Annotated in this window: 13 protein-coding genes; 8 read left to right on the top strand and 5 right to left on the bottom strand. The window is 64.0% G+C overall.

Annotated features, from left to right (window positions below; all coding sequences use genetic code 11):
- The first annotated feature begins 24 nt into the window (after positions 1 to 24).
- Complete coding sequence (locus ACIBW7_RS06090; RefSeq protein ID WP_397044642.1) at positions 25 to 300, top strand: hypothetical protein; 276 nt, start codon at positions 25 to 27, stop codon at positions 298 to 300.
- Between the two features lie 366 nt (positions 301 to 666).
- Here ACIBW7_RS06090 and ACIBW7_RS06085 read toward each other — a convergent pair whose 3' ends face one another.
- The 3 genes from ACIBW7_RS06085 to ACIBW7_RS06075 are packed head-to-tail and all read right to left on the bottom strand — an operon-like array spanning position 667 to position 2,138.
- Entirely contained in the window at positions 667 to 1,287 is a 621-nt protein-coding gene (locus ACIBW7_RS06085; RefSeq protein ID WP_397044641.1) for a dihydrofolate reductase family protein, read from the bottom strand.
- On the bottom strand, positions 1,287 to 1,793 hold the full coding sequence (locus tag ACIBW7_RS06080; protein ID WP_397044639.1) for an SRPBCC family protein: 507 nt from the start codon (positions 1,791 to 1,793) through the stop codon (positions 1,287 to 1,289). Before ACIBW7_RS06080 ends, ACIBW7_RS06085 begins: the two co-directional genes overlap by 1 nt.
- A 3-nt stretch (positions 1,794 to 1,796) precedes the next feature.
- Positions 1,797 to 2,138, bottom strand: coding sequence for an ArsR/SmtB family transcription factor (locus tag ACIBW7_RS06075; RefSeq protein WP_397044637.1), 342 nt, complete (start codon positions 2,136 to 2,138; stop codon positions 1,797 to 1,799).
- A gap of 74 nt (positions 2,139 to 2,212) precedes the next feature.
- Between ACIBW7_RS06075 and ACIBW7_RS06070 the strand changes: the two genes are divergently transcribed.
- Together ACIBW7_RS06070 and ACIBW7_RS06065 are read left to right on the top strand one after the other, a co-directional pair.
- On the top strand, positions 2,213 to 2,368 hold the full coding sequence (locus tag ACIBW7_RS06070) for a GNAT family N-acetyltransferase (RefSeq protein WP_397044635.1): 156 nt from the start codon (positions 2,213 to 2,215) through the stop codon (positions 2,366 to 2,368).
- A 375-nt stretch (positions 2,369 to 2,743) separates the two neighbouring features.
- Positions 2,744 to 2,938: a hypothetical protein gene (locus tag ACIBW7_RS06065; protein WP_397044633.1), complete on the top strand. Its 195-nt coding sequence runs from the start codon at positions 2,744 to 2,746 to the stop codon at positions 2,936 to 2,938.
- A 41-nt stretch (positions 2,939 to 2,979) separates the two neighbouring features.
- Here the strand turns inward: ACIBW7_RS06065 and ACIBW7_RS06060 are convergent, their stop codons facing one another.
- Entirely contained in the window at positions 2,980 to 3,390 is a 411-nt protein-coding gene (locus tag ACIBW7_RS06060) for a hypothetical protein (RefSeq protein WP_397044631.1), read from the bottom strand.
- Positions 3,391 to 3,678: 288 nt separating this feature from the next.
- Here ACIBW7_RS06060 and ACIBW7_RS06055 point away from each other — a divergent pair, with 288 nt between their 5' ends.
- The gene (locus tag ACIBW7_RS06055; RefSeq protein ID WP_397044629.1) at positions 3,679 to 4,764 is read left to right on the top strand and encodes a sulfite oxidase; all 1,086 of its coding nucleotides are present in this window, start codon (positions 3,679 to 3,681) and stop codon (positions 4,762 to 4,764) included.
- 43 nt (positions 4,765 to 4,807) lie between these two features.
- On the opposite strand, the gene ACIBW7_RS06050 is transcribed toward ACIBW7_RS06055, so the two are convergent.
- Positions 4,808 to 6,571, bottom strand: a complete 1,764-nt coding sequence (locus ACIBW7_RS06050) for a sigma-54-dependent Fis family transcriptional regulator (RefSeq protein ID WP_397044627.1) — start codon at positions 6,569 to 6,571, stop codon at positions 4,808 to 4,810.
- A gap of 150 nt (positions 6,572 to 6,721) precedes the next feature.
- Here ACIBW7_RS06050 and ACIBW7_RS06045 point away from each other — a divergent pair, with 150 nt between their 5' ends.
- From ACIBW7_RS06045 to ACIBW7_RS06030, 4 genes are all read left to right on the top strand, one after another.
- A complete protein-coding gene (locus ACIBW7_RS06045) occupies positions 6,722 to 7,660 on the top strand; it encodes a class I SAM-dependent methyltransferase (protein ID WP_397044625.1) in 939 nt (312 codons plus the stop codon).
- A 775-nt stretch (positions 7,661 to 8,435) separates the two neighbouring features.
- Complete coding sequence (locus ACIBW7_RS06040) at positions 8,436 to 8,597, top strand: hypothetical protein (RefSeq protein ID WP_397044624.1); 162 nt, start codon at positions 8,436 to 8,438, stop codon at positions 8,595 to 8,597.
- A gap of 540 nt (positions 8,598 to 9,137) precedes the next feature.
- The gene (locus tag ACIBW7_RS06035; protein ID WP_397044622.1) at positions 9,138 to 10,397 is read left to right on the top strand and encodes a cytochrome P450; all 1,260 of its coding nucleotides are present in this window, start codon (positions 9,138 to 9,140) and stop codon (positions 10,395 to 10,397) included.
- 748 nt (positions 10,398 to 11,145) lie between these two features.
- Entirely contained in the window at positions 11,146 to 12,651 is a 1,506-nt protein-coding gene (locus ACIBW7_RS06030) for a catalase (RefSeq protein ID WP_397044620.1), read from the top strand.
- Positions 12,652 to 12,697: the final 46 nt, after the last annotated feature.

Genomic DNA, 12,697 nt, shown 5'->3' with positions numbered 1-12,697 from the left:
CACAACATCTTTCATGGCGAATCGATGTGCCGGCTGTGTGACCCGTGGCTGCAGCCCATCGACGCACCAACCGTGTGGGATCTGGTTTCCACCGCCGATCACGGGGAGAGCGCCGACCGTCGGGTACGGCAGGTACCCGACGAGGCGCTACCGGCCCTCGACACGCTCATGGAGATGGCGGCGAAGACACCAAGCCGATCGGCGACCATCCCCAGGAACGTAATCGACCAATTTGCGACCTTCTACGGGGTCGAGCTGGACCCAGCCATGGACCACTACATCCGGCGCTCGATCGCGTAACCGGTCGCGACTGCCCCGCAGGCGGTGTGCCAGCAGCGGCGTGACCGGTCCGAACCACGCGCCATGCCGCTACTCGATGCTACTTGTCAGTGAACGATGCACCGGTGACCTCTGAGTCCGGGGCGATGAGATAGTGCTTGGCTATGACACCTTGGGCGTCGCCAAGCCCGACCTGCGCACGATCACCGAGCCAGCCGAGGCCAAGGCACGGCCGGTCTTCGAGTACCACGCGGCGTTCAGCGGCCCTACACGCTCGCCGCGGCGCTGCTCAGCTCGCGGCCCGAGCGCTCGCCCTTCCGGACGCTCAGAGCGTCGAGGATCTCGCCGCGCTGCCGACCTCGGCGGGGGAGCGCTGAGTTCGGGACATTACCGCTCCCGGACTGCGTAGGTCAGGTGGGTCACCCGCTGCGTCGGCTCCGCGCAGACCTGCTCCAGGGCCACGCGGCCCGCGTCCACGCCCTCGAACAGGCGGATTCCGGAGCCGAACAGCACCGGTGAGAGCGCGGTCGTGAAATCGTCGATCAGGCCGGCGTTCATGTACTCCAGGATCATTGCGCCGCCGCCCGCGATGCGGACGTCCCGGTCGCCGGCGGCCTCGCGGGCCTGGTCGAGCGCACGCTCGATGCCGTCGTCGACGAAGTGGAAGGTGGTCCCGCCCGGCCGCTCCCAGGGGTCACGCTTCTCGTGCGTTACGACGAAGACCGGCGTGTGGAACGGCGCCTCCTCCGGCCACGCCTGCTCGCCGGCGTCGAACATGCGCTTGCCCATCACGTTCGCGCCCGTGCGCTCGAACGTCTCCCGCACGATGTCGTTGTCGCGCCCTTCCTCGCCGCCCACGCCGAGCTTCAGGTTCTCCCGGAAGAACCGCTGCGGGAATATCCACTGCTGCAGTTCCATCCACTGCTGTCCCATCAAGTCCTCGGGGGACTCGGGCGCGATGAAACCGTCCAGCGACATCGACACGCTGAAGAACACCTTCCCGGCCATCAGTCCTCCACTCCCTTCCGAACGATCTCGGTGATGTAGGCAGCCAGGTTGCTCAGGGTCTGCTGGCCGCCCTCGATCGCGTGGTACTTCTCGACCGCCTCGGCGCGCAGCTCCTCGGTGGGGAACACCGTGCGCATCTCGATCCGGGTCGCCGCGCCGTCGGGCGAGAACGTCAAGACCGACTCGAAGGCGTTCGGGTCGCCGCGGGACTCACCGTGCAGCAGCACGATCCGCTGCGGCGGGGCGATCTCGGTCCAGGAGATCCACTCCTGGTAGTCCGTCCCGTCCGGTCCGTGCATCACGAAGTCCCACTCCCCGCCGACGCGGAACTCGAAAGCCCGCGTGGTGGTGGTGAACCCCTCCGGGCCCCACCATCGCGACAGGTGCCGCACTTCGGTGAACGCCTCGAACACCAGCTCCCGTGGGGCGTCGATGACCCGGGAGATCACGATCTCGCGGTCGGCCGTCGCGGACTGCGTCAGCGCTCCTCGTCCCATCTCGCTCATCAGTTACTCCTCCTGCCTTTCCTGCTTCAGGTGCTGCACGTACTCGTCCAGCCGGTCGAAGCTCTCGTTCCAGAACCGCTCGAACCCGCCGGTCCACTCGTGGACCGGTCGCAGCCCGCGGGCGTCAAGGCCGTACAGGCGTTGCTTGCCTGCCTTGCGGTCCCGCACCAAACCGACCTCCCGGAGCACCCGCAAGTGTTTGGACGCTCCCGGCTGGGTCATCCCCAGCTCCTGGGCCAACTCGGTCACCGGCCGCTCACCCGCCCGCAGCAGTGCCAGGATCTCCCGGCGCTGCGGCTCGGCGATCGCGTTGAAGACGTCCGACGTCGTCGGTGCTCGTGCCATGGCCGCAATCATATTCCGATATGGGAATGTGTCAAGCCACGCTGAAATCCACTGAGTCAGCAGGGATCTGGACCGTGCAATCCGGAATATTTCCCGAGAACACCGCCAGCTTCGACCTGCACGCCAAAGCCGGATTCCGAGCCATCGGCACCCACGAACGCATCGGCCGACACCGCGGCCGCTGGCGCGACGTGATCCACATCGAACGCCGCAGCCCCACCGTCAACTGACATTCCGGCCCACGACGGTGACATTGGCGGGGGGCGGTGGCATGTAGGCGGGCGTTCTCGATGGCAAGCTCATGAATGAGCGGGGCGTCGATCGCTACCTGTTGCGCACCAGCCTGAGGATCTGCTGGCGGCGGTGGTGCGGGAGCCCGTTGCACCAGCAGACCGGCATAGCTTCGTCATCGAAAAGCGAAGGCAGGCTGAACAATCCATCGGCGTCGTCCAATTTCTGGTCACTCCCGTCGTCCGGCGGGCCGATCGGGTCATGGGTCCCAGCCGGCGTACTTCGGCACCGAGTTCGAGACCGTCCTGGACGAGGAAGGACTGACCCTGCGGCGCCCGGCCCGCAAGGGTGAACTCCTATGCCATGGCGCACGTTTGTTCAAACTCTTGCGTCAGATCGTCGAATCGATCAACCAAACACTGAAAGAGCAGCTCGACCTGGAACGACACGGCGGCAAAACACCGGCAGGCGTGGGCGTGCGCGTCCTGCAACGACTCCTGGCCCTGACCGCCGCGATCTGGCACAACGACAGAACCGGCGCACCCGTCCACCGATCACTGACCTGCTAGGACCACTGAACCCCACCGCCAGTCCGAGATCGGCCCCTGCTTCATTGTGTAAGGCCTGCTTCGTAATCGGCGGCAGCGATTTGGTCGTGGAAGCGCTTGTGGACCCAATGCCGCTCACCGAGGATGTTCACCTGTCCCCATCGGCCAGAGACCGGCCCGAGCCGAGTGTTGCGCGGCAACGTGCCCACCAGATGCTGCGGCTTGGCACCGCCCGACAGCTTGCCGCTCTGCAGCACATAGATGGCGTCCTGAGTGATGGCCACGCAGCGGTACTTGATCCAGAACATCGTGAGACCAGTGAGATACGTCATGAGAAAGAAGATGAAGCTCGGCGCGGCCTGGCAGATGAACACCTCCCGGATCTCGCTACCTGCGGGCAGGAACGGTAGCGAACTCTCCACCAGGTCTTCCCGCAGCCTCAGATTGCGCTGGGGGTCGGGTTTGTCGTTCACCTGCGATTCCTACCACATCCCACCTCAAAGCTAGGCAGCGTCGACCCTTGAAATATGTCATCTAGGTGCCGGGGGCTGATGGCGGCGATGATCATCGAGCAGATGGCCAACTTCAAACGGAACAGGTGCCCTGCACCGGCCGTAGCCCCGACAAAATGCTGCTCGCCAGCGGATTCTCCTACGACGACGCACACCGCGCACCTCTCGGAGTCGACTACAAATAGATCCCCTTCAACCGGCGATAGGATTGAAGTCGCAGTCCGCGACGAATCTTGCCGAGGCGATGAGATGTGGGGTAAGCGCGAGGACATGATTGTGCGGGGACGGCTGCCGTTCAACGCCGAGCCGCCGCCATCGGTGCTGGCGAGCAGCGAAATCACCGCGGTGGACGCGTTCTATGCGCGCAATCACGGTCCGTTCCCCGACATCCCCACCGAGCAGTGGCGGTTGGACGTCGATGGACGGGTGGACAATCCGCTCACCGTGACCTACGACCAGCTGACCACCGGTTTTGAGCAACACAGCGTGGTAGCGACGCTGGCGTGTGCCGGCAACCGGCGCGCTGAACTGCTGGCGGTGCGCCCGATCCCCGGCAAGGAGCCATGGGAGCACGGCGCGATCTCGACCGCCGAGTGGGCCGGGCCCAGGCTGGCCGATGTCCTGCGGGCGGCCGGGGTGCACCACGATGACCGACTGCACGTCGCATTCGCTGCGCCCGACGTGGCCCAAGAGGCCCGGCCGGTCCAGTCCTACGGCATCTCCATCTCGCTGACCAAGGCGCTCCGCGAAGAGGTGTTGTTGGCCTGGCAGATGAATTCTCAGCCACTTCCGCGCGCTCACGGTGGCCCGGTGCGCGTGGTGGTGCCTGGCTACATCGCGGCTCGCAGCGTCAAATGGGTCACCGCCGTCACCGTCCAACCCGTCCCATCACAGAACTATTTTCAGGCCCTCGACTACCGTATTCTTCCGCCCGAGGCCGACCCAGAAGCGGTCGCACCGGGCGAGGGCATCTCGCTATCGTCGCTGGCGCTCAACTGCGACATCCTCGTGCCCACCGGGGGCGATCAGCTTCCGCGTGGCTCCCGTACCGTCCGTGGATGGGCAATCGCCGGCGACGGCCACGGCATCGGACGGGTCGACGTCTCCGTCGACGACGGCCGCAGCTGGCGGCAGGCCGACCTGCACCCCGCACCCAGCCGGTGGGCGTGGCGGCCCTGGTCACTGACCGTCGACATGCGACCCGGGCCACTGAACATCACCGCGCGCGCCTGGGACGACACCGGAGCCACACAACCCGAATCCCCAGCATCCATATGGAATCCCCGCGGATACGGCAACAACGCCTGGGCCCACATCAAACTGTCCATCCTGTAGGGCGTCGCGGTGTGCAGGTCAGGCCACTAGCCAGATTCCGGCACTACTCGATGCCGAAGTCCTTGATCCTGCGGTAGATGGTCGCCCGCGACATCCCTAGTGCCGCGGCGGCTTCGGCCTTGTTGCCGCTGTTCTCCTGCAGGCTGCGCACGATCGCGTCGCGTTCCAGTGCCTCGATCCGGCTCAGTCTGCGCCGGGTCAGCGAACGGCATTGTGGTGGCAGGTTGTCGACGTGGATCAGACCGGATCGTTGCTGTGAAATGGTTTCGGCTAGCACCCGGCGTAGTTGGGCGACGTTGCCTGGCCACGAAAGTTTGTTGAGCTGGCGCATGGCTTCCGGGGCGAGCCGGACTTCGGCGCCTTTGGTCAGCTCGCCCAGCAGGAAGGGGACCAGCTCTTCGAGGTCTTCGATGCGGTGCCGGAGTGCGGGCACGCCGACGGTCTGACTGAACAGTGGCAGCAGTGCATCGAGAGCCGTAGAGGGCGTTACCGAATGCATTGTTGCCGCGATCCATCCACGACCGGCGCAGGTCTGGAGTATGTCCGCGATCGGCTCGACCGCCTCGGTCGGCAGGCGGTCCACATCTTTGATGACAACGTTGAAATTGTCGTTGCCGGTTTCGGTGCGCAGCGCGGCCAGCAGGCCCTCGGTGTCGGCGAAGTCGGCCGTCCGCAGCACCCGGGCCATCTTGCCGGGGCTGACGTGCGCGACGACAGATTTCGCGAGTTTTGTTCGTCCGGAACCCTTTTCGCCATCGATGACCACCCACTCGCGATCCCGGCAGCAGCGTTCGACCTGCTGGCAGCTGCGCAGCCACGAGCTGCTCCTACCGGCGATGCCGGGCAATGCGAGGGTGCCGTGCGCGATCGGGCGGTCCACGGCGCGGTCGATGACCAGCTGAACGTGCAGGACCATGTTGAAGCTGCTGCCACGTATCGAAATACGTTCGACTGCTGTCACTTTCGCGGTCTGCCCGCTCGGCAGCGGGGCCAGGAGGGTGTCGACGGCCCCGGGCCGAAGCAGGTCGGTCGAATATTGCAGCAACGCCTCTTGGTCGTGCGGGTCAAGAGCCAGGCGCAGGTAGTGGTTCATCAGGACCACGTCGCCACCGATCGCGAGCACGCCGAGCGGATACTGGCGGCATTGGCGCAGATACGTCTCCAGCAGCGCGGTCTCGGTTTCGCTGGCGAGCGCGCGGAGCCGGTCCTGGATCTGGCTGCTCGCGCTGTTGGCGAGGGCGAGCAGCAGCGGATCGGATCTGCTGGCCCAGCAGGTGAGATCGATGACGCCCAGCACCGAGCGCGTCAGCGGGTGGCGAATGGGCGAGCCTGCACACGCGAGCCCGCCGAGGGTGCCGAGATAGTGTTCGCCGCCGCGAATGAACGTCGGGGTGGCTGTTTCCAGGGTGGTGCCGATTCCGTTGGTGCCGACGAAGTCCTCGGCATAGCTGTAGCCGGGAGCGAGCTGCACACCGTCGAGTGTGCGCATGATTGTGGCATCGGCGGCGTAGCGCTCGAGCAAGAGCCCATCCGACGAGGTCAGGATGACGCTGACAGCCTCGTCGGCCAGGTCGCTCGCGAGCCGCCGCAGCACCGGCTCAGCAGCGCTCACCAACGGGGAGTCGAGATTCGGTTCCCGCACATAAGGCAGCTCCACACGGTCGGGATGGATCTGCAGCGCGCGCGATCGGTACCACGAATCGAGCACAGTGTCTCGCACCGGCGGGAAATCGAGCGAACCCACGGTGAGGAATTGTTCGCGCGCCTTCTCCAGGCTCACGGCGACGTCGGCTCGAGGATCCGGCATCTGCTCATACCTCGGTGCTTGTTGCTCAACCCATGGTGGCGGCCGTCTCGACGGATGACGCGTCTCAGATTGAGACCGTCAGTCTATCGCTTCCGCTGTGTCATGGGCACAGGAGATGTGCTTCGCCCAGCAAAACCAGGAGGAAGACGTTTGAGCCGCCAGAGCCTCAGCCAGGGCCATCGAAAGATCACCGAGCTATCGGGGGAGCCGACCTTCGCGGATGTCCGATCCCACGCCGAGCTGTCTGATGAGTTCTTCGCACTGTTCCTCGACCCGACCCCTACCTATAGTTGCGCGTTCTGGCCCCACCCAGACGACACCTTGAAACGAGCCCAGTTGGCGAAGATCGACCTCGCTCTGGCCCAGTGCGATCTGCGGCCGGGGATGACCTTGTTGGATGTCGGTTGTGGCTGGGGTTCGACGATGTTGCGCGCCATGGACACCTACGGGGTGAATGTGATCGGGCTGACTCCCAGCCGCAACCAGTACCGGTATGTGCGGAATCTGCTGGTCGACCGGGTGATCCGAGGGCGCCCCTATGGTGGGGTGCGGCTGCAAGGCTGGGAGGAATTCGACCGCCGCGCAGACCGGATCGTGTGTATCGGCGCGTTCGAACACTTCGAACGAGACCGCTACGGCGAGTTCTTCGAATTCGCCTACCGCACAATGCCCGCCGATGGAGTACTGCTGCTGCAGGCCATCGTCGGCGACAACCGGGACGAACTGCGTGGACACGGAATTCAGCACACCAGCATCGATGACGCGTTCCCGCGGTTCCTCAGCGAAACCATCTTCGGCGGCGGCCCGCTGCTGCATCCGAGCGGACGCGACCCCAAAAGTGTCACCGCATACGCCGAAGATGCCGGATTCACCGTTACCGGCATGCAGTCGATGGGACCGCACTACGCCACCGCCCTCGACCATTGGGCCGATGTATTGCACGAGCACCGCGACCGCGCCATCGAGCTCGCCGGACCCGATACCTACAACGCCTACATCCGCTACCTGACCGGATGCGCCGACTACGCTCGCTGTGGCCGCATCGACGTCATGCAATTCACCTGCACCAAATCCAGTACACCGCAGTGAACCAGACACATGACCAGCGACGACAGATCGTCACATCGGTGGTTCTTGCTGCCGCAGACCGGGCAGACCTGGTCAGCGTCCCAACGAAGCCCTCGTCTGCATCGTCGCCGCCATGTCATGCCGACTCGCCCGCACCTGACACAGTTCTCAGACGCCCACATAAACAGGAAAGTTATCTTCTAAACGTTCTCCTTCCGGCCGAATCGTCCGGTAGCCAGCGGTAAGCTGTCATTGACGCCTTTCCGCGGTACCAAATGACGTCTTGTTCGGTCCGGTCGATGCTGCAGCTGCCGGCCAGCTTGAATGCGTGTTCCGGACGGGACGCATTACGTACTTCACCAAGTAGCCAATCGCGTGTCGCAAAGTCGATTCGACAAGTAACGCACTCGCAGCCCCAGTCCCGGTGGCTCGGCAGCGCGGCCTACTACAGGGACGTAATAAAGCTCGTTGTAAGGAAGCAAAATGTCTGGCAAGATCGTCAAAACCCTAGTCGCGACTGTTATTGCCGCGCCACTGCTCGTCCTCGCGGCGCCCGCAGCCACTGCCGATCCGACTGCCGCGGCGCCTCCGGCGTCCTCCATCGCTCCGATCGACGGATCATTCGGATCAGCTACGTGGTGTTTCCCCCTCGGCAGTGTTGTCTGGTGCATCTGAGTGAGCGTCTGAAAACTCCGGTGTCGGTGTGTGACGCTCGAGATTTGAGTGAACTCCTGGTAGAGCAATGATTGCTGAGATCAATTGCTGTACCAGGTAGTTGTGCCGACTGGTGGATCGCGTGGGCGAGGCTGTCCTCGGAGTTCCCTCCGGTCAGGACCGTCTACGACATCTACCGGCGCTGGGGCACCGCTGGGCATGGCAGCGCATCAACGACACACTGCGAGACCGGATCCGGGTGGCCCATGACCGCGGCATCGAATCCCATCAGCTGGCGATCTGAATGAGATCGCCACCTCGGCGGCGTGGAACCTCATCGCGAACACTCTGCTGCTGTTCATGACTGACGACCGGTTCGGCGGCGACGTGCCCGGCGGGGTGTTGTCGCCGCGGGACGGCATCGAAAAGGTGTTGTTCAACGATTCACCATTGGCGAATTCGTGCGTGCGATTCCCGATGCAAATGAAGCTCATCGCCGGCACCCGGCTGGAGGAGCATCAACCGGTGTTGATCAGCCTCGTCGGCTGCCCCACCGACCCAGAGATCGAAAGCGGCAACACGGACGACCGCAAGGCCGACAGGTTCTACCTGTCGTTTGGTGTCGGCGCGCATGCATGCCCGGACGCAGCTCAGAAGATAGCGACGCTGATCGCGCACGAATCCGTCGGTCAGGTGGTGGACGCCGTGCCGGACATCGGGCTGGGCGTGCCCGCCGAGCACCTGGACTGGCTGCCGACTCCTTCCACCGCGCGCTGGTTGCGCTACCGGTCGTCCTACGCCCGATGCCACCGTTCCCGCTTCCCAGCTCGAGGAGAACCCGGCCGTGTCGCAGAACCTCTCTCCCGCCCCTCCGGTCCCGATCGAAAACGTGGGTCCCGGCGATCGCTACGCACTCCACACCCCAGAGTTCGCGCAAGACCCGCACCAGGCCTACCGGCATATGCGCAAGACATACGGGTCGCTGGTACCGATCTGGCTCGCGCCGGGTGTGGAAGCGACGCTGGTGATCGGCTACGAGCTCGCCGTAAACATCCTCGGTGATCACGAGCATTTCCCCGCGGACCCGCGCACCTGGGAACGCGCCGTGCCTGCAAACTGCCCGATCTTGCCGATGGTGGGGTGGCGGCCCAACGCGCTGCGCAGCAGCGGCGAAACCCACTCCTTCTACCGCGCCGCCAATCAGGCCGCCCTCGACGGCATCGACCAGCTGGGCCTGCGTGAGCAGGTAATCCAGACCGCCGAACCGCTGATCAACACCTTCTGCGGCATCGGGACGGCCGACGTGATCAGCGACTACCTGCTGCCGCTGGTCTTTTCGCTCGTGAACAAGATGCTGGGCTGTCCCGACGATATCGGCGAGCAGGTCCGAGTGGCGATGGCAGCGATGTTCGAATCCACCGACACCGCCCACGTCAACGAGATGCTCGGCCGAGCACTGGGCCAACTCATCGCCATGAAGCGAACCCAGCCAGGCAACGACATCACCACCAGGCTGCTCACGCATCAACCCCCGCTCTCGGATGAGGAAATGGTCAACCAGGTGATCACGCTCTACGGCGCGGGCATCGAGCCGACGGTGAACCTGATCGCCAACACGCTGCTGATGATGCTGACAGACGACCGATTCGTATGCGGTGCAACAGGATTCGGTGCACCGACCATCGACGCGATCAACGACATCTTGGTCTACGACCCCCCGATGGCCAACTACTGCTTGTCCTTCCCGCCGCAGCCGATCAACAAAGGCGGGGTGTGGCTGCCCGCGAACAAGCCGGTCGTGATCAGCATGGCCGCCTGCAACAACGACCCCGCAGTGAACAACGGCGAATTCCTCCACGCGGATTGGGGGCTGGCCTTCAGTACCGGCAACCACGCCTGCCCGAAACCCGCACGCATTGCGGTAATCCAAATCGCCTGTACCGCCATCGGTTACCTGTTCGACGCATTGCCCGAACTGACGCTTGCACGGTCCAAAGAGCAACTGGTCTGGCGTCCCGGGCCTTTCCATCGTGCTCTGGTCGAGCTTCCCGTCACTTTCCCCAAATCCCCGCCGCTGCCAATTCCCGCCTGGGAACGATCATGACCACCATCTATCGTCCGGTTCCGCATCCGGTACTCGACGCTCACGCTGTATCTGCGATATTTCGCCGAGGAAGATCCCCACCACGGCGAGCGGTGGGGCGCGGACTTCGCCGCCCTCGCCGAACTCTGCGAATCCTGGCATCCAGCACAAGCTTTCGCGGTGTTGAAGGCGATCGACCGGTACTGGATCAGCGTGGAAGACGACGCCCTGTGTGCGGTAGGTCTGGTCCGCGGACCTGAGGCCGACGTTGCACCCATTCCAGCCCTACCACAGGCAGAGGTCTTGGGGGCGTCGATGCAGGCACTCTGCGAGTACGCACTACGCGGCGTAGTGGGGTCCGCCCAGTCGGTGTCGAGCGGTCGCCGGGTGGGTTGAAAGGTTCCCGCAGACGTGATCGAATTGGAGCACGACGGGTGGTTGGTCGTGGCGGACGCTGGACTGCTTCGCGGTGTCGATCTGCAGGCTGCCACGGGGTATACGGTGCTCACGACTCTCGAGAAACAACCTGTCGTGTTTGTATGTGTTTCGGTCTCGACACGAGCACTCGCCTTGTGCTCGCCGCCTGCACACGGCCGGGTTGTCGGCAGTGCCGTGTACGACGGCGACCGACGACTTGGCTGACCAACCGCCTTCGGCGAGGTGGAGCCAGGTTCAGCCATCGATCATGCGGCCCACGACCGCACGCCCCGCCGACCTCGCATAACGGTCCGATGAGGCCGCGGCTCTATCTCGGTGGAAGAGGATAAAGATGTCCGATCCGAACTACACAACCGATGCCGCCGGAATTCCGGCACCGAGTGATGACCATTCCTTGACCGTTGGCCCGGATGGCCCGATCCTGCTGAACGACGCGTATCTGATCGAAAAGATGGCGGCGTTCAATCGTGAGCGCCTGCCGGAACGGCAACCGCATGCCAAAGGCGGCGGGGCGTTCGGCACATTCGAAGTAACCCACGATGTCAGCGCCTACACCATGGCCGATGTGTTCCAGCCCGGCAAGCAGACGGAAGTGCTGGTGCGGTTTTCCGCCGTCGCCGGCGAGCAGGGATATCCCGATACTGTGCGGGATCTGCGGGGCTTCGCTGTGAAATTTTATACCGAGCAGGGAAATTTCGACCTGGTCGGCAATAACACACCCGTCTTTTTCGTGCGGGATCCGATGAAGTTCCAGGACTTCATCCGGTCACAGAAGCGCCGCGCCGACAACAATCTGCGCGACAACGACATGCAATGGGATTTCTGGACCCTGTCACCGGAATCGGCGCACCAGGTGACCTGGCTGATGGGAGATCGAGGCATCCCGGCCACCTTCCGGTACATGAACGGGTACTCCAGCCACACTTACATGTGGATCAACGCTGCAGGCCAACGGTTCTGGGTCAAGTACCACTTCAAGACCGATCAGGGCATCAAGTTCCTCACCCAGCACGAAGCCGATCATATGACCTCGATCGACATGGACTACCACCAGCGTGATCTGTGGAAAGCGATCGAACGCGGTGAGTATCCGAGCTGGACCCTGAAGATGCAGATCATGCCGTTCGACGACGCGAAGACCTACCGCTACAACCCCTTCGATCTCACCAAGGTTTGGCCACATCGCGATTATCCGCTGATCGAGGTCGGCAAGATGACCCTGAACCGCAACCCGGCCAACTACTTCACCGATATCGAAGAAGCGGCGTTCGAGCCCAGCAACGCAGTACCCGGCACGGGCCCCAGCCCCGACAAGATGCTGCTCGGGCGCTGGTTCTCCTATGCCGACGCGCACCGGCACCGGATAGGAATCAACTACAAAGAACTACCGGTCAATTCGCCACACGGCGCCGAGGTCCGATCGTGGGCGAAAGACGGCGCCATGCGCCACCACAACCCGGGCGATCCGGTGTATGTGCCCAACTCGAAGGGCGGACCGCACGCCGATCCCGCCGCGGCCGGACCGCCCGCGAGCTGGTATGCCGATGGCGAGTTGGTGCGAACCGCATACACGCTGCGCGCGGACGACGACGACTGGGGACAAGCTCGCACCATGGTCCGCACGGTTCTCGACGACGCCGCCAGGACACGACTGGTCGACAACATCATCGCGCACCTGCTGGACGGAGTGAGCCCACCCGTGCTCACCAGGACGTTCGCATACCTGCACAACATCGACAAGGATCTCGGTGATCGAGTCGAACAAGGAGTACGGGCACGGCAGGCCCAACACGAACCGACCGCCGCGGAGCGACCGAAAGTCGGCCACACGGGGTAGCTGAAGGACCACCTCCCGGGTTACCGGATCGTGCGATCGGCACACC

This window comes from Nocardia sp. NPDC049526 (assembly GCF_044465765.1).
Lineage (GTDB): Bacteria > Actinomycetota > Actinomycetes > Mycobacteriales > Mycobacteriaceae > Nocardia.
Note: the sequence above shows the minus strand (reverse complement) of the source record. Positions and strands in the feature narration are given on the sequence as shown.

Excerpts from the sequence above, each read along its gene's own strand:
- ACIBW7_RS06090 (WP_397044642.1), top strand. The coding sequence starts at position 25 with ATGTGCCGGCTGTGTGACCCGTGGCTGCAGCCCATCGACGCACCAACC.
- ACIBW7_RS06085 (WP_397044641.1), bottom strand. The coding sequence starts at position 1,287 with ATGGCCGGGAAGGTGTTCTTCAGCGTGTCGATGTCGCTGGACGGTTTC.
- ACIBW7_RS06080 (WP_397044639.1), bottom strand. The coding sequence starts at position 1,793 with ATGAGCGAGATGGGACGAGGAGCGCTGACGCAGTCCGCGACGGCCGAC.
- ACIBW7_RS06075 (WP_397044637.1), bottom strand. The coding sequence starts at position 2,138 with ATGGCACGAGCACCGACGACGTCGGACGTCTTCAACGCGATCGCCGAG.
- ACIBW7_RS06055 (WP_397044629.1), top strand. The coding sequence starts at position 3,679 with ATGTGGGGTAAGCGCGAGGACATGATTGTGCGGGGACGGCTGCCGTTC.
- ACIBW7_RS06050 (WP_397044627.1), bottom strand. The coding sequence starts at position 6,571 with ATGCCGGATCCTCGAGCCGACGTCGCCGTGAGCCTGGAGAAGGCGCGC.
- ACIBW7_RS06030 (WP_397044620.1), top strand. The coding sequence starts at position 11,146 with ATGTCCGATCCGAACTACACAACCGATGCCGCCGGAATTCCGGCACCG.